The following is a 25855-nucleotide window of genomic DNA, read 5'->3' as shown; positions in this document are numbered from 1 at the left end:
TGCTCGGTATCGATGATGGCAATTTAGCGGCACCTGACCGACTTAGCAAATCGCCGAGTGATAACTAGAACACATAAAAGACAAAAGGTTTAAAGCGCGGGGTTAGAAACGGACGATTGGCAGGAACGGGAGAACCCTGTGGCGAATGCCACAGGGTGAACGGCCTCAGCGGGCTTTCGGGGTGGCCACTTTATCGCGCAGGTAAACCGGCTGGGCGTCGTCTGCCGGGATCGACTCACCGCGCTCCCAGGCAAATCGCGCCAGGGTCAGCAGGTCTTCGGCATGAGGCAGCATGCCCGCGTCGGTACCGGTCAGGCTCACAGCGATGCGCTCGCCATAGCCCCAACCCGTGCCGGCACCGAACCAATCGCCGGTAGCATCGTCTGCAAGTGCGGCCGCTTCCGGCGGCAACACCGCCTCGGTGCCCACCAGACGCATCTCCCCGGCGGTCTCGCGATAGCAGCCCCAATACACTTCATCCATCCGCGCATCGATGGCGGCTGCGACCTGGCTCACGCCGTGTTCGCGATAAGCACGCTGCGCCAGCACCGCCAGATTCGACACCGGCAACACCGGGCGATCCAGCGCAAAAGCCAGGCCCTGCACCACACCGATGGCGATCCGCACACCGGTGAACGCGCCCGGGCCGCGACCAAAGGCAATCGCGTCCACCGCTTGCAGCGTGGTGCCGGCGTCGGCCAGCAGTTGCTGGATCATCGGCAGCAGTTTCTGCGCGTGCAGGCGCGGGATCACCTCGTAATGGCTCGTGACCTTGCCGTCATGCAGCAAGGCAACGGAGCAAGCTTCAGTCGCGGTGTCCAGGGCCAGCAAGGTGCTCATCGATGTGTCCGTAAATCAGGTGGGGAAAAAGTGCGCCAGTATAAACAACTACGGCCCGCAAGCGGGCCGTGGATGATGCAGCGGATCAGGTTTTTCAGCTCAGCGCTTCAAGCACCTTGGCAGTGATCGCTTCAACCGAACCGACGCCAGGGATATGGCTGTACTTCGGCTTGCCACCGTTTTTGGCGGACAGGTTCTGGTAGAACTCCACCAGCGGCTTGGTCTGCGAGTGGTAGACCGACAGACGATGACGCACGGTTTCTTCGGTGTCGTCCTTGCGCTGTACCAGCTCTTCGCCGGTGATGTCGTCTTTACCGGCAATCTTCGGCGGGTTGTAGACGATGTGGTAAACGCGGCCGCTGGCCTCGTGAACGCGACGACCGGCGATACGTTGAACGATTTCTTCGTCTTCAACGGCGATTTCGACCACGGCGTCCAGCTCGACACCGGCAGTCACCAGCGCTTCAGCCTGAGGAATGGTGCGCGGGAAGCCATCGAACAGGAAACCCTTGGCGCAATCGGCTTGAGCGATACGGTCCTTGACCAGCGCGATGATCAGGTCATCCGACACCAGGCCGCCGGCATCCATGATGCTCTTGGCCTTGATGCCCAGTTCGGTGCCGGCCTTGACCGCAGCACGCAGCATGTCGCCGGTGGAGATTTGCGGAATGCCGAACTTCTCGGTGATGAACTTAGCCTGAGTACCTTTACCGGCCCCGGGAGCTCCCAGCAGAATGACGCGCATTAGATGTGCTCCTCAATTTTTTTATAAAAAGCTTTTGCAAAACAACGGATTCGCCTCATGGGGCGAAATCCTGGAAATAGGGTCGTGACCGCCCAAACGGCCAGAGGCTGACCAAGATACACAGCAGGCTGCGCCCACACAAGACGCCAAAAGTCGGAGAAACCCGCGCCTGCCGCGACCTTGCGACGCGGTTCCCCAAGTCGCAACCCCATCATTAACTGTCGCCTGACCGCATTTTTCCCACGCTCGATAAACAGCACCCGACACGAACCCCGGGTGCCTCGCCCCACGCAGAAAACCTTAGCCGGTATTTCGCAAACCGGCGGCAATCCCCGCCACAGACACCAGCAACGCCTGTTCTACCGGGCTGCCCTGCTCGACATTCTGCTGCCGCGAACGTGCCAGCAGTTCAGCCTGCAATAGATGCAGCGGGTCGAGATAGGTGTTGCGCAGACGGATGAATTCCAGGGTGTCCGGGCTATGTGCCAGCAGCTGCGACTGACCGGTCAGGCCGAGGACCACGGAACACGCCTGCGACAATAGGTCGCGTAAGTGCGCACCCAAAGGCAGCAAGTCCGACTCCACCAGACGCTCGTCGTAGGACAGTGCAATGTCGGCGTCAGCCTTGGCCAGCACCATCTCCAGCATGTCGATGCGGGTGCGGAAAAACGGCCACTGCTCGCGCATCTGCCCCAGCAATTCGCCTTCGCCACGCTCCAGCGCCTTGCTCAGCGCCGTTTCCCAGCCGAGCCACGCTGGCAGCATCAAGCGTGTCTGGGTCCAGCCGAAGATCCACGGAATCGCCCGCAGGCTTTCGATCCCGCCAGCGCGGCGCTTGGCCGGACGGCTGCCCAACGGCAGACGTCCCAGCTCCTGCTCCGGCGTCGACTGACGGAAATACTCGACGAACTGTGGATTCTCCCGCACCACGGCGCGGTAAGCGGCGACACCGTCGGCGGCCAATTCGTCCATCAGATGACGCCACTCCGGCGTCGGTGGCGGCGGTGGCAACAGGGTCGCTTCGAGCACCGCCGCCAGATACAGATTGAGGTTTTGTTCGGCGATGTCCGGCAGGCCGAATTTGAATCGAATCATTTCCCCCTGCTCGGTGGTGCGGAAACGCCCGGCCACCGAACCCGGCGGTTGCGACAAAATCGCCGCGTGCGCCGGGCCGCCGCCACGGCCTACGGTGCCACCGCGACCGTGGAACAGCAGCAGTTCGACTTGCTGCTCACGGCAGATTTCCACCAGCCGCTCTTGGGCACGGTATTGCGCCCAGGCCGCCGCGGTGGTGCCGGCGTCCTTGGCCGAGTCGGAATAACCGATCATCACTTCCTGCGGGCCTTGCAGGCGCGCGCGGTAACCCGGCAACAGCAACAGGCGTTCGATAACAGGTCCTGCGTTGTCGAGGTCTGCCAGGGTTTCGAACAGCGGCACCACGCGCATCGGCCGCAGTACGCCGGACTCTTTCAGCAGCAATTGCACCGCCAGCACATCGGAAGCGGCACCGGCCATGGAGATCACGTAAGAGCCCAGCGAAGCGCCCGGCGCAGCGGCGATTTCCTTGCAGGTGGCGAGCACTTCGGCGGTGTCGGCCGAGGGTTTGAAATGCGCCGGCAGCAACGGTCGACGGTTTTGCAGTTCGCGGGTCAGGAAGCCGATGCGCTGTTCTTCGTCCCACTCCTCGTATTTGCCGAGGCCGAGGTAATCGGTGATTTCAGTCATGGCCGCACTGTGTCGCGACGAGTCCTGACGCACATCGAGGCGCACCAGGAACAGGCCGAACGTCACGGCCCGACGCAGGCAATCGAGCAACGGCCCGTCGGCGATCACGCCCATGCCGCACTCGTGCAGCGAGTTGAAACACAGCTCCAGCGGATCGAGCAGATCGCGATTGTTGTGCAGCACATCGGCAGGCGCCGGGGTGGTCGCCGTCAAAGATGCATGGGCCCAGTTGCGCGTGGCGCGCAGACGTTCGCGTAATTGCTTGAGCACCGCCCGATACGGCTCGGCACTGTCGCCGGCCCGGGCCTTGAGCGCGTCGCTGGCCTGCTGCATCGACAGTTCGGCGGCGAGATGATCGACATCGCGCAGGTACAGATCCGCTGCCATCCAGCGTGCGAGCAGCAAAACTTCGCGAGTCACCGCAGCCGTCACGTTCGGGTTGCCGTCGCGGTCGCCGCCCATCCACGAGGCGAAACGGATCGGCGCAGCTTCCAGCGGCAAGCGCAAACCGGTGGCCGCAAACAGCGCCTGATCGGCCTTGCGCATGTGATTGGGAATCGCCTGCCACAGCGAATGCTCGATCACCGCAAAACCCCACTTGGCTTCGTCCACCGGAGTCGGTCGGGTGCGGCGGATTTCTTCGGTGTGCCAGGCTTCGGCGATCAAGCGTTGCAGGGTGTTGTGGATCTGCTCGCGCTCGGCACTGGTCAGGTCGCGGTGATCCTGAGCGGCCAGTTGCGCGGCAATCGCGTCGTACTTCTGGATCAGCGTGCGCCGGGCCACCTCGGTCGGGTGCGCGGTGAGCACCAGTTCGATTTCCAGCCGCGCCAGTTGCCGGGCAAGAGATTCGGCGCTGTGCCCTTCGTTGCGCAGGCGGGCGAGCAGTTCCGGCAGTACGCGGGACTCGAACGGCGCGGCCTGGGTCTCTTCGCGGCGATGGATGAGCTGGTACTGCTCGGCGATGTTCGCCAGGTTGAGAAACTGGTTGAAGGCCCGCGCCACCGGCAGCAGTTCGTCTTCGCTCAATTGATTGAGGCTGGCGCTCAGTTCGGCGTCCATCGACCCGCGCCGGTCGGCCTTGGCGCCCTTGCGGATCTGCTCGATCTTGTCGAGAAAAGCCTCGCCGTACTGGTCACGAATGGTGTTGCCCAACAGCTCACCGAGCAGGTGAACGTCTTCGCGCAAGCGTGCATCAATATCGGTCATCAGCATCTCTCCAGCAGTAATCGGTGACGGATCGCAAGTGAGTGGATGAACAGAGAGTGCCGCTCTGCAACGCTTCTTACAAGCAGACGACGAAGGGACTTTAAACCTTGAGGGTTGAAGCTAGTCTCAAGAGTAAGCCCCACAACGGCTTGCCGCCGGCTGACGGCGGACACTCACCCAGACCTGCCACGAGCAGGTGCGACATGAGGTCATTATGAAAATCCGTGAACTCGCCCAGCATTGGGAAGAAACCGCCAAGGGTCGCCTGACCGACACCGGCTACACGATTCATCTGGATGTGGAAGCTGCCGCACGGCTGGCAGCGATTACCGAGATGTACCCCAAACGGCATGCCGAAGAACTGCTCGGCGAACTGATCGGCGCCGCCCTCGAAGAGTTCGAAGCGAGTCTGCCGTATGTGAAAGGCCCGACTGTGGTCGCGACCGACGAAGAAGGCGATCCGCTGTATGAAGACGTTGGCCCGACCCCGCGTTTTCTCGCGTTGTCGCGGCGGCATTTGCAGGACTTGTCGGCCGCTGCAGGAAAGCAGAAACACTGATTTTCGGACATCACAAAAACGGTGGGAGCGGGCTTGCCCGCGATGGCGTCAATGGGGTCACAGCCATGTTGAATTTGACGGCCTGATCGCTGGCAAGCCAGCTCCCACATGCACTGTTTCCCCCTCCGGCTCTCTGCCATTTCTGCCCGCGCGTACCTCTGAAAAACGCCAAAGTTCCCGGTTTAGAGCCTTGTCCATTCGGTCAGAATATTTTTTGGCGATAAGCCATCTTTTCTGAACTTTTGAAAAATGCCTTCGGTCGGAACAGGTAACCACGCCTGGAACGAGCGTTTCAAAACGCACTTGCACATGACGGTTGCGGCTCCGCTACCAGGATGGATTTCGAAGCTTCCAAGGAGTTAACCAATGGAGTTGAAGACCATGAAGACCCAAACCTCGTTCTCCCACCTGCGCGGTCTGAAACTGGCCGCCCTGGCCATCGGCACCAGCTTCGTGCTGGCCGGTTGCGCCGGCAATCCACCGACCGAGCAGTACGCCGTGACTCAATCGGCGGTCAACAGCGCAGTCAGTGCCGGCGGTACCGAATTCGCCGCCGTGGAAATGAAGCAGGCACAGGACAAGCTCAAACAAGCCGAAATTGCCATGCACGACAAAAAGTATGACGAGGCCCGTACCCTCGCCGAGCAAGCCGAGTGGGACGCCCGTGTTGCCGAACGCAAGGCCCAGGCGATGAAGGCCGAACAGGCGGTGAAGGACTCCCAGAAAGGTGTTCAGGAACTGCGTCAGGAAAGTCAGCGCACCGTGCAGTAAGCGCGCATCCCGACCGCAAGGCTGAATCTCTTATCGATAGAAAGGACGAACGATTATGCGTAAACAACTGATGATCCCCGCTCTCCTGGCCGCAAGCGTTGCCCTGGCTGCCTGCTCGACGCCGCCGAACCCGAACCTGGAACAGGCACGCACCAACTACGCCGGCCTGCAGGCCAACCCGCAGGCGAGCAAAGTCGCGGCGCTGGAAACCAAGGACGCCAGTGATTACCTGGACAAGGCCGACAAGGCTTATCTGGACAAGGAAGACCAGCACAAGGTCGACCAGCTGGCCTATCTGACCAACCAGCGCGTGGAAGTGGCGAAGCAGACCATCGCCCTGCGCACCGCTGAAGCCAATCTGAAGAACGCCGCCGCCCAACGTGCCCAGGCCCGTCTGGACGCTCGCGATCAGCAGATCAAGCAGCTGCAGGACAGCCTAAACGCCAAGCAGACCGATCGCGGTACGCTGGTGACCTTCGGTGACGTGCTGTTCGCCACCAACAAGGCCGATCTGAAATCCAGCGGTCTGGTGAACATCAACAAACTGGCGCAGTTCCTCCAGGAAAACCCGGACCGCAAAGTGATCGTCGAAGGCTATACCGACAGCACCGGCTCGGCGAGCTACAACCAGTCGCTGTCCGAGCGTCGCGCGACATCGGTACAGGTTGCACTGATCAAAATGGGCGTCGATCCTTCGCGCATCGTGGTGCAGGGTTATGGCAAGGAATATCCGGTCGCGGATAACGGCAGCGTCTCGGGCCGTGCGATGAACCGTCGGGTGGAAGTGACCATTTCCAACGACAACCAGCCAGTGGTGCCGCGTTCGGCAGTAAGCTCGAACTAAGCGTCACACCGTAACGAAAAAGCCCCGCCTGAGTTGATCAGGCGGGGCTTTTGTTTGCCGCAGGTTTACTCTTCCAGCTTCTGCGGCGTCTCCTGCCCCATGCAGCGCACTGCCTTTTTCTGCGCGTTGATGAGCACCCCGGTCAGGCCTTTCTGTTCGGTGTCGAACAGCACCAGCACACCATCGATGCATTGCGCCACTTGCGGCGCCGGGTCCAGGGAGACCTTGTAGTCTTCGCCGGGAATGGTCTTGAGCATGGTGAATTCGTTGAGCAGCAATGCATCCTCGGGTTTGGCGAAGTGCAGGTAGCCGTAGTACCACAGGGCGCCGACGGTGCCGAGGATGCTGCAGATACCGGTGATGATCAGCGGGATGGCGTTGCGTTCTTCACTCATTGCGGACTCTCGTTTTCAGAATTCGGGGGTTGCGGGTAATTCGGGACTTCGCCGAGGCGGCGCAGTCCGTTGAAATGCTCGGGATCGTCGAGATAACGCAGCATGACCTGACGCCACACCGGGTCGCCGAAAGTCTGCACGTGCCCACCGCGAGTCAATTGCAGGACCCGGGGCGGCGGCGCAGCCTGATACAGACGAATGCCATTGGAAAGCGGCACCAGCGGATCGTCGATACTGTGGAAGATCAGTTTCGGCACGCCTTTGAGCTGCGGCATCGAATGGATTGCGCTGTCGCTGTCCGGCACCAGCCACGACAGCGGCACCTGGAATGGCCACGTCATCCACGATGTACTCAGAGCGTATTGGCCAACACTGCGGTAACTGGCCGGAACCCCGTCGAGCACAAAAGCCTTGAGCTGTTTTTGTCTTTCCGGATGTTGCACCAGCCAATGCACTGCCATCGAACCACCAAGACTTTGACCGAGCAGAATCAGTGGCTTGCCTTTGACCTCCGGCGCCTTGTCCAGCCAGGCAAAGGCAGCGTCGATGTCCTGATAGATCGCCGGCAGACTCGGCTCGCCCTCGGACAGACCGTAACCACGATAGTCCACCAGCAGCACCTGATAGCCGTTTTTCGGCAACCACCAGCTGCCGCCCAGGTGCATCGGCAGATTGCCGCCGTTACCGTGCAGATGCAGCACCGTGCCCTTGACCTCGACCCCGGGTTTGGCCGGCAGCCACCAGGCGTTCAGCTTGAGGCCATCGGCGGTGGTCAGGGTGACGGTGCGGTATTCGAGTCTGGCCTTTTCCGGGGTGAAGATCTGACCGGGCTCGGGATAAAACAGCAAGGAGCTGCAACCGCCGAGGGTCAGGAGCAGGCAAAGGATGCCGAGGATTCTCATCCGGTGAAACCTCGCAAGGTTCGGACTCCCGCGCGCCGCGCGGGAATGATCAATGGGCCTACAGGATGTTGGAGTAATCCGCCTCGATCCGGTCCAGGCTCAAGTGATTGAGGAAGTTGGAGAAGCACATCCACGCCGACAACGCATTCATGTCGCGGAACTGGTCCGGCAGGTACTTGGGCGGTACCACCAGGCCTTCGTCCACCAGTTGACGCAGGGTTCGCATGTCTTCCAGTGTGGTCTTGCCACAGAACAACAGCGGGATCTGCTCGAGCTTGCCTTTACGCACGGCCAACTGAATGTAGTTGTAAACCATGATAAAGCCCTTGAGGTAGGACAAGTCTTTGGTGAATGGCAGACCGGTCGGCGTCGATCCGCGGAAAACACGGCTGGCGTTGCCATAGCTTTCCGCCATTTCGAAGCCCTGCTCGCGGAAGAACTCGAAAATCTGCAGGAAGTCCGCCCCCTCCTCCACCATGTGAATGGCGCGGGTGCGGTTGGTCAGTTTGCGCAGGCGGCTCGGGTAAGAGGCGAAGGTGATGATTTCCATCAGGATCGCCAGGCCTTCCTGAGTCACCGTCGACGAGGGCGGGCCCTTGGACAGGAAGGTGCAGATCGGCTGGTTCAAGCCGTTGAGCGTGGTGCCGACGTGCACCAGGCCTTCGTGGACTTCCAGTGCCCGCACGTCGCGGTCGTTGAACATCGCGTCGGTGCGGATCTTGATGTAGTCGGCGCCCGCGGCCGCATCGGCGACGATCCCGTCGGACTCGAACACGCGGATGGTTTCCTCGGCCTCGCCGAACACCTTGTTCAGGCGGGTTTGCAACAGATGCACGGCGTCCTTGGCGGTAAGGGTCTTCGGTTCGTCCTTCAGGTCGCCACGACCATCGATGTTGTTCAGGTAGTCCGACATCATCAAACCGAGGTCGGCCAGCGTCGGGTCGCCGGCGTGGAACGCATCGGACGCGGCGCCGTACAGTTCCTGGGAAATCAGGCCGAAATCCTCGGTGCCGCGCGCTTCGAGCATGCGCACTACCATCCGGTATTCCTTGCACATGCGCCGCATGATCTGGCCGACCGGGTTGAACTGGCCGAGCTGGCGGGTGATGTCCCGTTCGATGTTCTGGAATTCCAGCTTGACCTTGCTCGAATCGAAGGACAGCGGCCGGTTGAGGTAGTAGTCGCGATCCACCGCCGGCAATTCCTTGCCCTTGGCCTTGAGGAACCCCTTGCGGATGTTCTCGTCCCACTTGACCGCGTCGAGCACGCGGATCGGCGTCTGCGCCAGCACTATGCGATCGGACAGCGTGCGTATCGTCTGCTGGTAATCGTCCACCCGAAACTCCTGTAGAAAACGTGACGAACTGAATTATTTGGCTTTGGCCTGATGCTGATAGCGCGCCGCTTCGACGAAAACGTCGGTATTGGCCGGGTCGTCGAGGTAAGCAAAGACCTTTTCAAGCGGGCTGTCGACCTGCACGCCGTCGCCGTCATCGGTCTGGAAGCCCTGGCCGTCGAGGGCTTTCTGGGCGATGGCCTGGTTGATCTGTTCGAGGTCGAGGTTGTAGATCACCAGTTCGCGCTTGTCGGTGATCTCGAAACCGGCGATGGTGAATTGCCCGCCATACTGCGCCGGCACCTTCGCCGACAGGTACCAGCGGCTTCCGTGGCGCGACACCGTGAACGGATAGGCTTCACGCTCATGGGGTCTGGCCTTGAAGTACGCCACCGCCTGATAGCGATCGTTGCCCAGGCGCGTCAGTTCAAGATTCATCGGCTCGCCCCAGGCGTTGGTGCTCGACCATTGGCCGAGCAGGCCTTTGGGCGCCGGCTCACGGGCGGGCAGCGGCTCCTTGAAGGTCACCAGACAACCGCTGAGCAGCAGGAACGACAGCGCGATCAACGCGCCACGCCAGGCTTTCATTCAACACTCCCTAGAACCTGAAACACCTTCCCCTGTGGGAGACCTCCATCGGCTTTCAGACCGACGCGAGTACCAGGTGCATATAGCGCGTCAGAATACCGAGCATGTCCTCTTCGGCCAAAGGCTCGGCGTCGTTGAGCAGGCCCTGATATTCCATCCGTCCGATAATCGCCGTCAACACCTTGGCATCCTGCTGCGGCTCGCGCGAGCCCAATACCTGGAACAACTGGCAGGTGCCCTGCAACAGAATCTGCTGATGGGAACGCACCAGTTCCGCCAGACGCGGGTTGAGCAGCGCTTCCTGACGGAACGCCTGCTCGGCCATCAAATGCTCACGACGATTGACCAGTTGCCGGTGCACGTAATCGGCCATCAATCGGGCGATATCGTCGGCCAGCTGCGAACGCGACTCCAGACTGCCGTCACCGCTGACCACCATCTCGCGCAGCAGGCCTTCGTTGTTGATCCACAGCTTGGCCATGTAAGCCGCGCTGCGTTCGACGTACTGGGCGAAGGTATCGGTGAGCAGGTCATCGATGTCCTTGAAGTAATACGTGGTGGCCGACAGCGGCACACCGGCCTCGGCGGCCACCGCCCGGTGGCGCACGGCCCGCACGCCATCGCGCACGACAATGCGCATCGCCGCATCCAGAATATCCTGCCGACGCTGCTCGCTGCCCTGTCGGCTGGCCTTGCGGCCCTGGTACTGAACACTTTCAGCGACCGCAGTGGCGATTCCCGCTGCACCCTCTTGAGCCATTGCACCGATCACGACAGGACTTCCTCTGTTGTTTTTTTCAAAAGTAACCATTTGATACGTTTGTACCAGACAGGCAATAAAAAGCCGCCCATTTCAGGCGGCTTTTTTATTGAAACACTTACGCTTGCGGCCGCATGTGCGGGAACAGGATCACGTCGCGGATCGACGGCGAGTTGGTCAGCAACATCACCAGACGGTCGATACCGATACCTTCACCGGCCGTTGGCGGCATGCCGTACTCCAGCGCGCGAACGAAGTCGGCGTCGTAGTGCATGGCTTCGTCGTCGCCGGCGTCCTTGTCGGCCACCTGGGCCATGAAGCGCTCGGCCTGGTCTTCCGCGTCGTTCAACTCGGAGTAGGCGTTGGCGATTTCACGGCCGCCGATGAACAGCTCGAAGCGGTCGGTGACGTTCGGGTTGTCGTCGTTGCGACGGGCCAGCGGCGACACTTCGAACGGGTACTGAGTGATGAAGTGCGGCTGTTCCAGCTTGTGCTCGACCAGCTCTTCGAAAATCATCACCTGCAGCTTGCCCAGACCTTCGAAGCCCAGCACCTTGGCGCCGGCCTTCTTGGCGATGGCGCGCGCCTTGTCGATGTCGTTCAGGTCATCGGCGGTCAGCTCAGGGTTGTACTTGAGGATCGAGTCGAACACCGACAGGCGCACGAACGGCTCGCCGAAGTGGAACACCTTGTCGCCGTACGGCACGTCGGTGCTGCCCAGAACCAGCTGCGCCAGTTCACGGAACAGTTCTTCGGTCAGGTCCATGTTGTCTTCGTAGTCGGCGTAAGCCTGGTAGAACTCCAACATGGTGAATTCAGGGTTGTGACGAGTCGAAACGCCTTCGTTGCGGAAGTTGCGGTTGATCTCGAACACTTTTTCGAAACCGCCAACCACCAGACGCTTGAGGTACAGCTCCGGCGCGATACGCAGGAACATTTCCATGTCCAGCGCGTTGTGGTGGGTTTCGAACGGCTTGGCCGCGGCGCCGCCAGGAATGGTCTGCAGCATCGGCGTTTCGACTTCGAGGAAGTCGCGCTTCATCAGGAAGCTGCGGATGTGCGCGATCACTTGCGAACGCACGCGGAAGGTCTGGCGCACGTCTTCGTTGACGATCAGGTCAACGTAGCGCTGACGGTAGCGCTGTTCGGTGTCAGTCAGGCCGTGGTGCTTGTCCGGCAGCGGGCGCAGGGATTTGGTCAGCAGGCGCACGCTGGTCATCTCGACGTACAGGTCGCCCTTGCCGGAACGGGCCAGGGTGCCTTCGGCAGCAATGATGTCGCCCATGTCCCAGGTTTTTACAGCAGCCAGGGTTTCTTCGGACAGGGTCTTGCGGTTGACGTAGACCTGAATGCGACCGGTCATGTCCTGGATCACCATGAACGAGCCACGGTTGAGCATGATGCGACCTGCAACCTTGACCGGGATCGCAGCCTCTGCCAGCTCTTCCTTGGTCTTGTCCGCGTACTGTTTCTGCAGTGCATCGCAGTAGTTGTCGCGGCGGAAGTCGTTCGGGAAGGCATTGCCCTTGGCGCGCTCGGCAGCAAGCTTTTCCTTGCGCAGGGCGATCAGGGAGTTTTCTTCCTGTTGCAGGGCTTGCGAATCGAGTTGTTGGTCGCTCATGTCTTTAAATTTTCCATCACAGGTTCGTTGCCCCCGCCGGTGACGGGGGACTTGAGGTCGGGTGAAGCTTACAGCCCCGATTTCAGGCTGGCTTCCAGGTATTCGTCGATATCGCCGTCGAGTACCTTGTCGCAGTCACTGCGTTCGATGTTGGTACGCAGATCCTTGATCCGCGACGCATCGAGCACGTACGAACGGATCTGGTGACCCCAGCCGATGTCCGACTTGGTGTCTTCCAGGGCCTGGGACGCGGCGTTGCGCTTCTGCATTTCCTGCTCGTACAACTTGGCCCGCAGCATTTTCATGGCGGTGTCCTTGTTGGCGTGCTGGGAACGTTCGTTCTGGCAGCTGACCACGGTGTTGGTCGGTACGTGGGTGATACGTACGGCCGAGTCGGTGGTGTTTACGTGCTGACCACCGGCACCGGAGGAACGATAGGTGTCGATCCGCAGGTCTGCCGGGTTGATTTCGATTTCCACCTTGTCGTCGATCTCTGGCGAGACGAAAACCGCGGAGAACGAGGTGTGACGACGGTTGCCGGAGTCGAACGGGCTCTTGCGCACCAGACGGTGCACGCCGATCTCGGTGCGCAGCCAGCCAAAGGCGTATTCGCCCTTGATGTGCACGGTAGCGCCCTTGATCCCGGCGACTTCACCGGCCGACAGCTCCATGATGGTCGCGTCGAAACCGCGTTTGTCGGCCCAGCGCAGGTACATGCGCAGCAGGATGTTGGCCCAGTCCTGGGCTTCGGTGCCGCCGGAACCGGCCTGGATGTCCAGGTAGGCGTTGTTCGGGTCCATCTCGTGGCTGAACATACGGCGGAATTCGAGCTTGGACAGGGACTCTTCGAGACCTTGAAGAACTTCGACGACGTCGTTGACCGCGCCCTCGTCGTTCTCTTCAACGGCCATGTCCAGCAGCTCGCGGCAATCGGCCAGGCCACCGTTCAGTTCATCGAGGGTATCGACGATCTGCGCCAGCGCAGCGCGCTCGCGGCCCAGTTCCTGGGCGTATTCAGGTTTGTTCCAGACTGCAGGATCTTCAAGCTCGCGATTGACTTCGATCAGACGCTCATGCTTTTGATCGTAGTCAAAGATACCCCCGAATAGTTTCGGAGCGCTCGGACAGGTCCTTGATGGTGTTCAGGATCGGGTTGATTTCCATGACGGGCAGCACTCGTTGGCGAACTTTTGAAAGCCGGCGAGTATAACGTAATCAAGCTGTCACGGCAGCCCGTCTGGCGGCTGTTAAGGCGATTCACTTGACATGGCCTGACACAGATCCCCGTGGGAGCGGGCTTGCTCGCGAAGGCGGAGTATCAATCGACATCATTGCTGAATGATCCACCGCATTCGCGAGCAAGCCCGCTCCCACAAGGGTATCGCGTACCTATTCGATGCCGACCTGATTGCGCCCGTTGTTCTTGGCCAGGTACAGGCCACGGTCCGCCGCCGAGATCAGCAACCGGCAGTCGCTGCCCGACTCCGGCACCATCGTCGCCAGGCCGATGCTGATGGTCAGGCTCGACCCTTCGACCGGAGCATTGTGCGGAATCTTCAGCGCCGCCACGGTCTGGCGCAGCTTCTCCGCCACCAGCCGCGCCCCGCCCGGCGAGGTGTTGGGCAGCACCAGCGCAAACTCTTCGCCGCCATAACGCGCCGGCAAGTCGGACGGCCGGGCACTGGCCTCGCGGATCGCCGTGGCGACCTTGCGCAAGGCTTCGTCGCCTTCGACGTGACCGAAGGTGTCGTTGTAGGACTTGAAGTAATCGACGTCGATCATCAGCAACGACAACTGGCTCTGGTCACGCAGCGAGCGGCGCCATTCCAGCTCCAGGTATTCGTCGAAATGCCGGCGGTTGGACAGCCCGGTCAGCCCGTCTGAGTTCATCAGCCGCTGCAGCACCAGATTGGTGTCGAGCAATTGCTGCTGGCTGACCCGCAAGGCGCGATAGGCCGCGTCCCGCTGCAGCAGGGTCATGTAGGAGCGCGAGTGATAACGGATGCGCGCCACCAGCTCGATGTTGTCCGGCAGCTTCACCAGATAATCATTGGCCCCGGCGGAGAACGCTGCGCTCTTGATCAGCGGGTCTTCCTTGGTCGACAGGACAATGATCGGAATGTCTTTGGTCGCCGGATGGTTGCGGTATTCACGCACCAGACTCAGGCCGTCAAGGCCCGGCATCACCAGATCCTGCAGGATCACGGTCGGCTTGATCCGCACCGCGTGGGCCACGGCAAGATGCGGGTCGGAGCAGAAGTGAAAGTCGATGTTCTCTTCATTCGACAGCCCGCGGCGCACGGCTTCGCCGATCATCGCCTGATCGTCCACCAACAACACCATGGCGGCGTTCTCGTCGGTTTTGATGTCATCGATCTGTAAGTCATTCATGGGCGGTCACCTGAGTGCTGCGGGGGCCAGGATTGCGGATGGATGTGTTCATTTGGGGAAAATCTCCAGCAATCGTGGCGCTATCTTTTCCAGTGGACGGATTTCTACGGCTGCATCGATGGCCGCGGCGGCCTTGGGCATGCCGTACACCGCACTGCTTTGCTGATCCTGCGCGATGGTCAGGTAGCCCTGTTGACGCATGAGCTTAAGCCCTTGCGCCCCGTCGCGTCCCATTCCGGTCAACAAAACCCCTACTGCGTCACCGTTCCAGTAATTGGCGACGCTTTCGAAAAACACGTCGATCGAGGGGCGGTAGATTTCGTTGACCGGCTCGGCGGTGTAGGCCAGCGTGCCGTTCTTGAGCAACCTGATGTGGTGATTGGTGCCGGCCAGCAGCACCGCGCCGGCCTGCGGTGGCTCGCCCTCCCGTGCCAGGCGCACGTCGAGGCCACTGGCACTGGCCAGCCATTCGGCCATGCCGGCGGCGAAAACCTGGTCGACATGCTGCACCAGTACGATCGCTGCCGAAAAGTTGCGCGGCAGGCCTTTGAGCAAGACCTCCAGCGCCGCCGGGCCGCCTGCGGACGAGCCGATCGCCACCAGCCGCTGGCACGATGCCGAACTGCGTGGCGTGGTCTGGGCCGGGCGCGAGCGAGCGGTTTTCTCGCCGATCAGCCAGCCGATATTAAGGATCTTGCGCAGCAGCGGTGCCGCCGCCTGCTGAGCGTTGCCGGCGCCGAGGGCCGGGGTGTCGACTACGTCCAGCGCACCGTGGCCCATGGCTTCGAACACCCGGTGCACGTTCTGCTGGCGGTCGACCGTGACGATGACAATCGCGCAGGGCGTCTCGGCCATGATGCGCCGGGTGGCCTCGACGCCGTCCATCACCGGCATGATCAGGTCCATCAGGATCAGGTCCGGGGTGTTTTCCGCGCACAGGCGCACCGCTTCGGCGCCGTTGCTGGCGACCCACACCACTTGATGCGCCGGCTCGAAAGCCAGCGCCCGGCGCAGGGCCTCCACCGCCATAGGCATGTCGTTGACGATTGCGATCTTCATGCCCGCGCTCCTCCGATGAGCTCAACCACTGCGTCGAGCAGTGCATCGTCATGAAAGCTGGCCTTGGCCAGATAATAGTCCGCCCCGGCATCCAGTCCACGGCGCCTGTCTTCTTCGCGATCCTTGTAAGACACCACCATCACCGGCAGCGATTGCAGGCGATTGTCGCGACGCAGCAGCGTCACCAGTTCGATGCCGTCCATGCGCGGCATGTCGATGTCAGTGATCAGCAGATCGAAATCCTCGGAGCGCAAGGCGTTCCAGCCGTCCATGCCGTCGACCGCAACGGCCACGTCATAGCCGCGATTGAGCAGCAGTTTGCGTTGCAATTCACGCACGGTGAGCGAGTCGTCGACCACCAAAATCCGTTTGCGCGCCGCCTCTGCGGCCTGATTGCCATGGCGGGCGATTCGCTCCAGACGCCCGGTGTTCAGCAACTTGTCCACCGAGCGCAGCATGTCTTCGACATCGACGATCAACACCACCGAACCATCGTCGAGCAACGCCCCGGCGGAAATGTCCTGCACCTTGCCCAGCCGCTCGTCCAGCGGCAACACCACCAGCGTGCGCTCGCCGATGAAACGCTCCACCGCCACACCGTAGATCGCCTCGCGCTCGCGGATCACCACGACTTTCAGGGTATCGCCGCTGTTCTGACTGGCCGGACGCTGCAGCAACTGGCTGGCCGCGACCAGCCCGACATGCCGCCCCTCGTGCCAGAAGTGCTGGCGGCCTTCGACCTGCACGATGTCCTCCGGCGCCAGATCGCACATGCGTTCGATGTGCGCCAGCGGGAACGCATAAGCCTCCTCGCCAACTTCCACCACCAGGCTGCGCACCACAGACAGGGTCAGCGGTACTTCGAGATGGAAGCGACTGCCCTCGCCCGCCGTCTGCTCCAGCACCACCGCACCGCGCAACTGGCGAACCATGTGCTGAACGGCATCGAGGCCGACGCCACGACCGGACACTTCGGTGACCTTGTCCCGCAGACTGAAACCCGGCAGGAACAGGAAGGTCAGCAGCTCTTCTTCGCTCAACTGGGCGGCCGTTTCCGCCGGCGACAGCTGGCGCTCGACGATGCTGCGACGGACCTTTTCCAGATCGACACCATTGCCGTCATCGCTCAATTCCAGCACCAGCAGACCGGCCTGATGCGAGGCGCGCAGACGGATCAGGCCTTCTTCGGGCTTGCCTTTGAGCAGGCGTTCTTCCGGGGTTTCGATGCCGTGATCCACTGCGTTGCGCAGCAGATGCGTCAGCGGTGCTTCGAGTTTTTCCAGCACATCACGGTCGACCTGAGTCTTCTCGCCCTCGATCTCAAGGCGCACTTGCTTGCCAAGACTGCGACCGAGGTCGCGCACCATCCGCACCTGACCGGACAACACATCGGCGAACGGCCGCATGCGGCAGGCCAGCGCGGTGTCATAGAGCACTTGCGCTCGCTGGCTGGCCTGCCAGGCGAACTCGTCGAGCTCGGCGTTTTTCTCTGCCAGCAGTTGCTGAGATTCGGCGAGCAGGCGCCGCGCATCTTCCAGCGCTTCTTGAGCTTCAAGGCTAAGGGCATGTTCCTTGAGATGCACATTGAGACTTTCCAGCGCCCGCAGGCCGTTGTTCTGCATGCGTTTGAGGCGCTGCATGGTGGCCAGGTGCGGCTTGAGGCGCTGGGTTTCCACCAGGGATTTGCTCGACAGATCGAGCAGGCTGTTCAGGCGTTCGGCGGTGACCCGCAGCACCCGCTCGCCGCCCTCCGTGGTGCGTTTGCTCTTGCGCGGCGCGGGTTCCGGCTCGGCAACCTCGACCGGGATGTCAACCGGCGCGGGCTCAACCATCGGCGGTGGCTGAAGTTGCAACTCGGCCATTGATGGCGCACTCGGAGCGGCAGGCACCACGGCTGGTGCCGTCGGATCGAGCAAACCGCCCATCAACGCTACGTAAGCCTCGATATCCGCCGGTTGCGGGCCGTTGGCCGGGGTGGCGATGCGCATCAGCAGGTCGGTACCCTGCAACAGCGCGTCGATATGCTCCGGGCGCAGGAACAACCGCCCTTCCTGGGCGCTGACCAGACAATCTTCCATCACGTGGGCGACGCTGACGCCACTGTCGATGCCGACAATCCGCGCCGCACCTTTCAAGGAGTGCGCAGCACGCATGCAGGACTCGAGCTGATCGGCCTGGGTCGGATTGCGCTCCAGCGCCAGGAGCCCGGCACTCAGCACTTGAGTCTGTGCTTCGGCTTCCAGGCTGAACAGCTCGAGCAGAGAGGCGTCGCGCATTTGCTCGGGGGTCATGTGAGGCTCCGGGTCACGGCGGACAGCAACTGTTCTTCATCCAGCCAGCGCAGGCTGCGGCCTTTGAAGGGCAACACGCCTCGGGTGTATTTGGCACTGGCCTGCGCACCGGATCGGGATGCGGCGTCAAGAATGCGTTCGTCGATGGCGTGAATGCCGTCGACTTCATCCACCGGCACCACCACCGGCCCGCCATTGGCAGCAATGATCAACATGCGCGGCATGATCCGCGCCCCAGTGGGCGCCGCGGCGTTGCTGTCCAGGCCCAACAGTTCGACCAGCGACAGGCACGCCACCAGCGCCCCGCGCACGTTCGCTACACCGAGCAAGGCCCGGGAGCGCTGGTGCGGCAGCGAGTGAATCGCCTGCAACGGCGCGACCTCCACCAGGCTGCGGGTGGCCAGGCCGAGCCATTCTTCGCCGAGGCGGAACATCAGCAACGAACGTGTTTTCAGCTCGGTTTCAACCTGGGTCGCCACCGGGTCGCGCTCATCCTGCTGCAGCGCATAACGGTCAAGCAGGCGCGTGGCCGCGGCGGAATACACCGAGCAATTGCGGCAATGGATGTGTTCTTCCAACAGCGGGCAGGACTTGTCGCCGTGAATGCCGATGCGGTTCCAGCAATCGTCGATGGCCCGGGCGTCTTCGTGGGTGACGTTCAAGGTGTCGGACGGGATCATCGTTTACGCTCACTGTCGGCGGTGCGACCGCTGCGGGCGGCGCGCTCCTGCAATCGTCGGGCACCGGCCGTGTCACCCTGGGCCTGCAGCAACCCGGCCAGGTGCATCAAGGCTTCGGCGTGTTGCGGTTCGAGGTACAAAGCCTTGCGGTAATAACCCTGGGCTTCGAGAGCGCTGCCGGCGACGTCACTGAGCAGGCCAAGCCAGTAGAACACCTGGGCCACCGGCTCATGGCTGCGCAAAAACTGTTCGCATGCAGCGCGGGCTTCGGCGCTTTTGCCTTCGTTGGCCAAAGCGGCGATGTTGGCCAGCAGGGTCGCCGCGTCGGGGGTCGGGCTTTTGGCGGTGGCAGGCAGTGGCGTCACAGCGGCAAATGGACGACTGCGTACCGGTGGCGGCGGCGTGCTGCGCACGGGCTGGCGCACGGGCAACGGAGGCGCAATCGCAACCGGCATCGGCAGCGGTTCGGGTTGCGGGTCGCTGTCGCGACTGAACGCAAAGGACTGTGGAATCCCGATCGAACGCATACCCAGTCGCCCGAGCAGACTGCCCTCGGCGGGGCCGATAAACAACACGCCGTCGACATGGGTCAGGCGTTTGAGCACGGCGAATACCTGTTGCTGGGTCGGCTGATCGAAATAGATCAACAGGTTGCGGCAGAACACGAAATCGAACGGCGGTTCGTTGACCAGCAACGAGGGATCGAGCACGTTGCCCACTTGAAGGCGCACCTGCTCGCGGACAATTTCATTCACCCGATAACCCTCGTCATCGGCGGAAAAGTGCCGCTCGCGAAAATCCAGCTCCTGGCCGCGAAACGAGTTCCTGCCGTACAGCGCCCGCCGCGCCTTGTCCACCGACAAAGGGCTGACGTCCATGCCATCGACCTTGAACTGATGGGGTTTGAGGCCCGCATCGAGCAACGCCATGGCAATCGAATAGGGTTCTTCACCGGTGGAACACGGCAGGCTGAGGATGCGCAGCGCCCGCATGTTGTTCAGCTCGGCCAGGCGTTTGCGGGCCAGTTTGCCCAGGGTGGCGAAGGATTCCGGGTAACGGAAAAACCAGGTCTCCGGGACGATCACCGCTTCGATCAGCGCCTGCTGTTCGTCCCGCGAGACTTGCAGGGTCTGCCAGTACTCGTTGGCATTCACCGTTTGCGACAGGGTGATGCGCTGGCGCACGGCCCGCTCGATGATCGCCGGGCCGACCGAAGCGACATCGAGGCCGATGCGTTCCTTGAGGAAGTCGAAGAAGCGCTGGTCGCTGCTCATGGCTGCTCCTCAAGTCGCTGTGGGTCCAGCGGCGGCGTCGGAAACAGCAGCGTGCGCACCGACTCGTCCAGCAAGTCGTTGACCCGCACCCATTGCACCAGCCCTTGGGCGTCTTCACGCACCGGGCCGAGGTATGGCGCCTGACGATTGTCGAGGCCGTACGGCTGAAAATCATCCGCGTTGCAGCGCAAGGTATCGGTGGCCTGTTCGAGGATCAGGCCTAGCCATTGCGAGGGCTGCGAGTCATCCGCGCGGTAATGCACCAGCACCAGTCGCGTGCTGGTACGCGCCTCGGCAGGATGGCCGAATGTCAGGGCACTGAGGTCGATCACCGGCACCACCGTGCCGCGATAGGCGAACACCCCCGCCACCCAGTGCGGCGCCCGGGCAATCGGCTTCAACGGCAGGCGCGGCAGCACTTCGGCCACTTCCGTGGCGCGCAAGGCGTAGCGTTCGCTGCCGATGCGAAACAGCAGGAACAACGCCTGCTTCGCCACCGGGGCAGCGCTGCGTTTGGCGGTGATTTCGCTCATCAGACTTTGAATCGCGAAACGCCGCTGCGCAGGCCTACGGCCACCTGGCTCAGTTCGTCGATGGCGAAACTGGCCTGACGCAACGACTCGACGGTCTGGCTGCTGGCATCACCCAGTTGCACCAGCGCATGGTTGATCTGCTCGGCTCCGGTGGCCTGGGCCTGCATGCCCTCGTTGACCATCAACACCCGCGGCGCCAGCGCCTGTACCTGATGGATGATCTGCGACAGCTGCTCGCCGACCTGCTGCACTTCGGCCATGCCACGGCGCACTTCCTCGGAGAACTTGTCCATTCCCATCACCCCGGCGGAAACCGCCGACTGGATCTCACGGACCATCTGTTCGATGTCGTAAGTGGCCACGGCGGTCTGATCCGCCAGACGCCGCACTTCGGTGGCGACCACGGCGAAACCACGGCCATACTCGCCGGCCTTTTCCGCTTCGATCGCGGCGTTCAGGGACAGCAGGTTGGTCTGATCGGCGACCTTGACGATAGTCACGACCACCTGATTGATGTTGCCGGCCTTCTCGTTGAGGATCGCCAGTTTGGCGTTCACCAGATCCGCCGCGCCCATCACCGAGTGCATGGTGTCCTCCATGCGCGCCAGGCCTTGCTGCCCGGAACCGGCCAGCACCGAGGCCTGATCGGCGGCGGTGGAAACTTCGGTCATGGTGCGCACCAGGTCGCGTGAGGTTGCCGCGATCTCGCGGGACGTCGCGCCGATTTCAGTCGTGGTCGCCGCGGTTTCGGTAGCCGTCGCCTGTTGCTGCTTGGAAGTGGCGGCGATCTCGGTCACCGAGGTGGTGACCTGCACCGACGAGCGCTGGGCCTGGGACACCAGCGAGGTGAGCTCGGTCATCATGTCGTTGAAGCCGGTTTCCACCGCGCCGAACTCGTCCTTGCGCTCAAGGTTCAAGCGGCTGCTCAGATCGCCCGTGCGCATGATGTCGAGGATCTGCACGATGCGGTTCATTGGCGCCATGATTGCGCGCATCAGCAACAGACCGCAGAAACCGGCGGCCAGCACGGCCACCAGCAGCGAGACGAACATGCTGACCTTGGCTGCCGCCACGGCTTCGTCGATGTTGGCCATGGCCTTGTCGGCGACTTTCTTGTTCTCGCCAATGATGTCGTTGAGCTTCATCCGGCCCGAGTACCAGGTCGGTGTCAGTTGTTCGTGGAACAGCTTTACAGCGTCGGCTTCGAGATTGCGCTTGTGCAGATCCAGTACCGCATCCTGAGTTTTCAGGTAGGCGTCGTGATATTTCTCGAACGCCGCGAATTCCAGCTTGTCCTCGTCCGTGACCACCGTGCCACGGTAATTGGCCATCTGCTCCTGAAGACGAGACTCGAAGGCTTTGTAATCGGCCGCATCTTCGCTGCTGACGCCCTGCCCTTCCTTGAGCCCCAGCAGTTCCTGGGTCTGCAGGTAACTGTCGACCCACGCGCCGCGGATCATCGAGCTGTAATAGACGCCGGGAATCGCGTCGTCACGAACGCTGTTTTCACTGGCTTCGATCTTCAGCAGCCGCGAATACGAGACGACCACCATCAGCAGCATGATGGCGATAATCACCGCAAAGCTCGCCAAAATGCGTTGGCGCAACGTCCAGTTCTTCACAGTCAGTCCTCGGGGCGGGTCGAAATGCGGGGGAGTATAGCTGAGGGCGGTGTTTCATTTATAAGACGGTTTGCCGCGCTCAGGCCTTCCGAGTAAACGGGGTGGGCTCTGGACAGGGACTTTCAAGGAATCGGAGGGTGGCGTGCCAGTGACGCAATGGCAAAAAGGGGCGATGGATTGGCCATTTCCGCTGCAGACGATCTGCCGATACCGTAACGCGCCCTCGCCGGCGATTTTTCAGCCACAACGAAAGAACCCGCCATCCTGTGCGGGATCGCGGGTTCTGATATCGCTGACAGCGGTTTTACTGGGTAGCTACACGGACCTGCTTCTCAAGCTCCACCTTCAACCCCGGCTCCAGCTTCAACTGCCGCGCCAGTTCATCCAGATAGCTCTTCTCCATGAAGTTCTCCTCATCCACCATCATCACGCTCGCCACGTACATCTCGGCGGCCATCTCCGGCGTGCTTGCCGCGCGGGCGACATCGGTGGGGTCGAGGGGCTTATTGAGTTCGGCGTGGAGCCAGTGCTTGAGTTCCTGATCGTTGTCGAGTTTGGTGAATTCGCCTTCGATCAGTTGGCGTTCACGGTCGTCGATGTGGCCGTCGGCCTTGGCGGCGGCGACCAGGGCTCTGAGGATGGCCTGGCTGTGTTGTTCGACTTGCGCCGGTGGCAGGCGGTCGAGGGTCTGCGGTTCGTTTTGCGGGGCGGTGCCTTTCTGGGCGTTCCAGTTGCCATAGGCTTTGTAGGCGATCACGCCCAGCGCGGCGAGGCCGCCGTAAATGGCGACTTTACCGCCAACCTTGCGGGCCTTTTTACTGCCCAGCAGCAGGCCCATGGCGCCGGCCGCCAGGGCACCGCCGCCGGCGCCTGACAGCAAACCGCCGAGTGCGCCATGACTGGAAGATCCGCCCAGCAAGCCGCCCAAACCGCCGGCAGCCGGTTTGTTCTGCGCCCCGCCCGCCTTGTTCTGCAGCAGTTCCTGGCCGGACTTGAGGAGTTGATCGAGCAATCCACGGGTGTTCATGTTCCGCCTCCAAACAGGGGTTATCCGGATCAATAAGGCCCTCAGCCTAGTTCGAAAGTGCCCGCCACTTGGGTGCGAGTGTGCTTCCAGATGTTGCCTGGCCCCCAGCAGCCCTTCGCGAAAATAGATATACACTCGAGGCAATCTATAAAAACCGCCCACCGGGTAAACCTTCCATGATGACCTTGCGTCAGATCCGCCATTTCATCGCTGTGGCCGAGACCGGCTCGATCTCCGCCGCCGCGCAAACCGCTTTCATTTCCCAATCGACCCTGACCCTGGCCATCCAGCAACTGGAGGAAGAAATCGGCGTCAGCCTGTTCAATCGCCACGCCAAGGGCATGACGCTGACGCATCAGGGCCACCAATTCCTGCGCCAGGCACACCTGATTCTGGCCACCGTGGACAACGCCAAACGCAGCCTGCAACAGAGCACCGACCAGGTCGCCGGGCAGTTGATCGTCGGCGTGACCAGTCTGGTGGCCGGTTATTACCTGGCGGATTTGCTCACCCGTTTCCAGCGTGCCTACCCCAATGTCGAGATCCGGGTGATGGAGGACGAACGGCCGTACATCGAGCATCTGCTGGTCAGCGGCGAAATCGATGTCGGCGTGCTGATCCTCTCCAACCTCGAAGACCGCCACGCCTTGCAGACCGAAGTGCTGACCCACTCGCCGCACCGTTTGTGGCTGCCGGCCCAGCACCCGCTGCTGGAACACGACAGCATCAACCTCGCCGATGTCGCCCGGGAGCCGTTGATTCAACTGAACGTCGACGAGATGGATCGCAACGCCCAACGCCTTTGGCGCGGCGCCGGGCTGCAACCGAAGATCACCCTCAGAACCGCTTCCACCGAGGCGGTGCGAAGTCTGGTCGCAGCCGGCCTGGGCGTATCGATCCAACCGGACATGACCTACCGACCGTGGTCGCTGGAAGGCGACATCATCGAAGCGCGGCCGATTGCCGACCTCAACCAGACCCTCGACGTCGGTCTGGCCTGGCGTCGCGGCACGGCGCGACCGGCGCTGGTCGATCCTTTCCTGACCGTGGCCCGCGAACAGCCCCACGGCGGACGCAAGCCATCTATTTAATCGAATGCCACCTTCAGTATTTAGAATTTGTCGACCCCGGAGCCGCGCACTAGTCTTGCTGCATCGATAAGACGGTCGGCTCCCGGATCCACGGGAGCAAAGATGACCACACAAGAAAAGAGATCCCGGAAAATGGCTGGCGCGCAGACCCCCATGCACACCGCGTTGCTGATCGACGGCGAACTGGTCGCAGGCCAGGGTTTTGTCGAACCGATCCTCAACCCGGCCACCGGCGAAGTCCTGACCCAGATTGCCGAAGCCAGCACCGAGCAAGTCGAAGCCGCCATCCTCGCCGCCCACCGCGCCTTTGCCGAGTGGTCGCGCACCACCCCGCAACAACGCTCGAATTTCCTGCTGGAAATCGCCAACGCCGTCGAAAAACACGCCGATCACCTCGCCCGCCTCGAAGCCTTGAACTGCGGCAAGCCGCTGCACCTGGCGCGGCAGGACGATTTGACCGCCACCGTCGATGTGTTTCGTTTCTTTGCCGGCGCCGTGCGTTGCCAGACCGGTCAACTCAGCGGCGAATACGTGCCGGGCTACACCAGCATGGTGCGTCGCGATCCGATTGGCGTCGTCGCGTCGATTGCGCCGTGGAACTACCCGATCATGATGGCCGCGTGGAAGATCGCCCCGGCCCTCGCTGCCGGCAATACGCTGGTGTTCAAACCGTCCGAACACACGCCGCTGTCGATTCTGGCGCTGGCGCCAGCGCTGGCCGAGATCCTGCCGCGTGGGGTGATCAACATCGTCTGCGGTGGCGGTGAAGGCGTTGGCAGTCACTTGGTCGGGCATCCGAAAGTGCGCATGGTGTCGCTGACCGGCGATATCGTCACCGGCCAGAAAATCCTCCAGGCCGCCGCCAAAACCCTCAAACGCACGCACCTTGAACTCGGCGGCAAGGCCCCGGTGATCGTCTGCAACGATGCCGATCTCAAAGCCGTGGTCGAAGGCGTGCGCACTTATGGCTATTACAACGCCGGGCAGGACTGCACGGCGGCTTGCCGGATCTACGCCCAGGCCGGGATTCACGACAAATTGGTCGCCGAGCTCGGTGCGGCGGTCAGCAGCCTGCGCTTCGCCGGCAAACGCGACGCCGACAACGAGATCGGCCCGCTGATCAGCACCCGTCAGCGCGACCGCGTGGCCAGTTTCGTCGAACGCGCCCTCGGTCAGCCGCACATCGAGCGGGTGACCGGTGCAGCGGTGCACTCCGGCGCCGGGTTCTTCTATCAGCCAACGCTGCTGGCCGGTTGCAAACAGAGCGATGAAATCGTCCAGCGCGAAGTGTTCGGCCCGGTGGTCACCGTGACCCGCTTCGATGAACTCGCGCAGGCAGTGGACTGGGCCAATGACTCCGAATACGGCCTCGCCTCGTCGGTCTGGACCCAGAACCTGGACAAGGCGATGCAGGTCGCCGCACGGCTGCAATACGGCTGCACCTGGATCAACAGCCATTTCATGCTGGTCAGCGAAATGCCCCACGGCGGGCTGAAACGCTCCGGTTACGGCAAAGACTTATCCAGCGATTCGCTACAGGACTACAGCGTGGTGCGGCACATCATGGCCCGCCACGGCCAGCATCTCTGACTACG

Annotated in this window: 23 protein-coding genes and 1 pseudogene; 6 read left to right on the top strand and 18 right to left on the bottom strand. The window is 61.9% G+C overall.

The window, feature by feature from the left end:
* Positions 1-165 precede the first annotated feature (165 nt).
* The 3 genes from tsaB to ppc all read right to left on the bottom strand — a co-directional run bounded on the left by tsaB (position 166) and on the right by ppc (position 4516).
* Entirely contained in the window at positions 166-840 is a 675-nt protein-coding gene (tsaB, locus tag C6Y56_RS05410; RefSeq protein WP_169429035.1) for a tRNA (adenosine(37)-N6)-threonylcarbamoyltransferase complex dimerization subunit type 1 TsaB, read from the bottom strand.
* 94 nt (positions 841-934) lie between these two features.
* On the bottom strand, positions 935-1585 hold the full coding sequence (adk, locus tag C6Y56_RS05405) for an adenylate kinase (RefSeq protein ID WP_007954716.1): 651 nt from the start codon (positions 1583-1585) through the stop codon (positions 935-937).
* A gap of 300 nt (positions 1586-1885) precedes the next feature.
* Complete coding sequence (ppc, locus tag C6Y56_RS05400; protein WP_169429034.1) at positions 1886-4516, bottom strand: phosphoenolpyruvate carboxylase; 2631 nt, start codon at positions 4514-4516, stop codon at positions 1886-1888.
* A gap of 214 nt (positions 4517-4730) precedes the next feature.
* Here ppc and C6Y56_RS05395 point away from each other — a divergent pair, with 214 nt between their 5' ends.
* The 3 genes from C6Y56_RS05395 to C6Y56_RS05385 all read left to right on the top strand — a co-directional run bounded on the left by C6Y56_RS05395 (position 4731) and on the right by C6Y56_RS05385 (position 6690).
* The gene (locus C6Y56_RS05395; RefSeq protein WP_169429033.1) at positions 4731-5075 is read left to right on the top strand and encodes a pilin assembly protein; all 345 of its coding nucleotides are present in this window, start codon (positions 4731-4733) and stop codon (positions 5073-5075) included.
* 366 nt (positions 5076-5441) lie between these two features.
* Positions 5442-5846, top strand: a complete 405-nt coding sequence (locus C6Y56_RS05390) for a DUF4398 domain-containing protein (RefSeq protein WP_085697302.1) — start codon at positions 5442-5444, stop codon at positions 5844-5846.
* Positions 5847-5901: 55 nt separating this feature from the next.
* Positions 5902-6690 carry an OmpA family protein gene (locus C6Y56_RS05385; RefSeq protein ID WP_169429032.1) on the top strand — a complete coding sequence of 263 codons (789 nt, stop codon included), beginning with the start codon at positions 5902-5904 and terminating at the stop codon, positions 6688-6690.
* Between the two features lie 65 nt (positions 6691-6755).
* Here the strand turns inward: C6Y56_RS05385 and C6Y56_RS05380 are convergent, their stop codons facing one another.
* The 7 genes from C6Y56_RS05380 to prfB form a co-directional block, all read right to left on the bottom strand.
* Positions 6756-7085: a hypothetical protein gene (locus C6Y56_RS05380; RefSeq protein ID WP_119427141.1), complete on the bottom strand. Its 330-nt coding sequence runs from the start codon at positions 7083-7085 to the stop codon at positions 6756-6758.
* On the bottom strand, positions 7082-7987 hold the full coding sequence (locus C6Y56_RS05375) for an alpha/beta hydrolase (RefSeq protein WP_169429031.1): 906 nt from the start codon (positions 7985-7987) through the stop codon (positions 7082-7084). Before C6Y56_RS05375 ends, C6Y56_RS05380 begins: the two co-directional genes overlap by 4 nt.
* Before the next feature lie 58 nt (positions 7988-8045).
* Positions 8046-9323, bottom strand: coding sequence for a flavohemoglobin expression-modulating QEGLA motif protein (locus C6Y56_RS05370; RefSeq protein ID WP_169429030.1), 1278 nt, complete (start codon positions 9321-9323; stop codon positions 8046-8048).
* A 33-nt stretch (positions 9324-9356) separates the two neighbouring features.
* Positions 9357-9911, bottom strand: a complete 555-nt coding sequence (locus tag C6Y56_RS05365) for a hypothetical protein (protein ID WP_169429029.1) — start codon at positions 9909-9911, stop codon at positions 9357-9359.
* 55 nt (positions 9912-9966) lie between these two features.
* On the bottom strand, positions 9967-10671 hold the full coding sequence (locus tag C6Y56_RS05360) for a TetR/AcrR family transcriptional regulator (RefSeq protein ID WP_169432599.1): 705 nt from the start codon (positions 10669-10671) through the stop codon (positions 9967-9969).
* A 118-nt stretch (positions 10672-10789) separates the two neighbouring features.
* On the bottom strand, positions 10790-12292 hold the full coding sequence (gene lysS / locus C6Y56_RS05355) for a lysine--tRNA ligase (RefSeq protein ID WP_169429028.1): 1503 nt from the start codon (positions 12290-12292) through the stop codon (positions 10790-10792).
* A 68-nt stretch (positions 12293-12360) separates the two neighbouring features.
* Positions 12361-13456 (bottom strand): peptide chain release factor 2 gene (prfB, locus tag C6Y56_RS05350; protein WP_102621447.1). Its coding sequence is split into 2 segments (ribosomal slippage): positions 12361-13383 and positions 13385-13456, totalling 1095 coding nucleotides; the frame shifts between segments, so codons are not numbered across the junction.
* Between the two features lie 107 nt (positions 13457-13563).
* On the opposite strand from prfB, the pseudogene C6Y56_RS29070 reads away from it, so the two are divergent.
* Positions 13564-13668, top strand: a pseudogene (locus C6Y56_RS29070) (metal ABC transporter ATP-binding protein); the annotation flags it as partial.
* Positions 13669-13681: 13 nt separating this feature from the next.
* Here the strand turns inward: C6Y56_RS29070 and C6Y56_RS05345 are convergent.
* The 8 genes from C6Y56_RS05345 to C6Y56_RS05310 form a co-directional block, all read right to left on the bottom strand.
* Entirely contained in the window at positions 13682-14683 is a 1002-nt protein-coding gene (locus C6Y56_RS05345) for a response regulator (RefSeq protein ID WP_169429027.1), read from the bottom strand.
* Between the two features lie 48 nt (positions 14684-14731).
* On the bottom strand, positions 14732-15742 hold the full coding sequence (locus tag C6Y56_RS05340; RefSeq protein ID WP_169429026.1) for a chemotaxis response regulator protein-glutamate methylesterase: 1011 nt from the start codon (positions 15740-15742) through the stop codon (positions 14732-14734).
* On the bottom strand, positions 15739-18033 hold the full coding sequence (locus C6Y56_RS05335; protein ID WP_169429025.1) for a hybrid sensor histidine kinase/response regulator: 2295 nt from the start codon (positions 18031-18033) through the stop codon (positions 15739-15741). Before C6Y56_RS05335 ends, C6Y56_RS05340 begins: the two co-directional genes overlap by 4 nt.
* Complete coding sequence (locus tag C6Y56_RS05330) at positions 18030-18713, bottom strand: chemotaxis protein CheW (RefSeq protein WP_169429024.1); 684 nt, start codon at positions 18711-18713, stop codon at positions 18030-18032. Before C6Y56_RS05330 ends, C6Y56_RS05335 begins: the two co-directional genes overlap by 4 nt.
* A complete protein-coding gene (locus C6Y56_RS05325) occupies positions 18710-19987 on the bottom strand; it encodes a CheR family methyltransferase (protein ID WP_169429023.1) in 1278 nt (425 codons plus the stop codon). The genes C6Y56_RS05330 and C6Y56_RS05325 overlap by 4 nt, the downstream gene beginning before the upstream one ends.
* A complete protein-coding gene (locus C6Y56_RS05320; protein ID WP_169429022.1) occupies positions 19984-20520 on the bottom strand; it encodes a chemotaxis protein CheW in 537 nt (178 codons plus the stop codon). The genes C6Y56_RS05325 and C6Y56_RS05320 overlap by 4 nt, the downstream gene beginning before the upstream one ends.
* On the bottom strand, positions 20520-22142 hold the full coding sequence (locus C6Y56_RS05315) for a methyl-accepting chemotaxis protein (RefSeq protein ID WP_169429021.1): 1623 nt from the start codon (positions 22140-22142) through the stop codon (positions 20520-20522). Before C6Y56_RS05315 ends, C6Y56_RS05320 begins: the two co-directional genes overlap by 1 nt.
* A 304-nt stretch (positions 22143-22446) precedes the next feature.
* Complete coding sequence (locus C6Y56_RS05310; RefSeq protein ID WP_169429020.1) at positions 22447-23169, bottom strand: tellurite resistance TerB family protein; 723 nt, start codon at positions 23167-23169, stop codon at positions 22447-22449.
* 176 nt (positions 23170-23345) lie between these two features.
* Here C6Y56_RS05310 and C6Y56_RS05305 point away from each other — a divergent pair, with 176 nt between their 5' ends.
* The gene (locus C6Y56_RS05305; RefSeq protein WP_007954670.1) at positions 23346-24260 is read left to right on the top strand and encodes a LysR family transcriptional regulator; all 915 of its coding nucleotides are present in this window, start codon (positions 23346-23348) and stop codon (positions 24258-24260) included.
* Positions 24261-24362: 102 nt separating this feature from the next.
* Positions 24363-25850 (top strand): gamma-aminobutyraldehyde dehydrogenase, encoded by a 1488-nt coding sequence (locus C6Y56_RS05300; RefSeq protein WP_169429019.1) that lies wholly within the window; start codon positions 24363-24365, stop codon positions 25848-25850.
* The last annotated feature ends 5 nt before the right edge of the window (positions 25851-25855 follow it).

The sequence above is a fragment of the Pseudomonas fluorescens genome, assembly GCF_012974785.1.
GTDB classification, from domain to species: domain Bacteria; phylum Pseudomonadota; class Gammaproteobacteria; order Pseudomonadales; family Pseudomonadaceae; genus Aquipseudomonas; species Aquipseudomonas fluorescens_BT.
The sequence above is the reverse complement of the archived record's forward strand: the minus strand, read 5'-3'. Positions and strand labels throughout refer to the sequence as shown.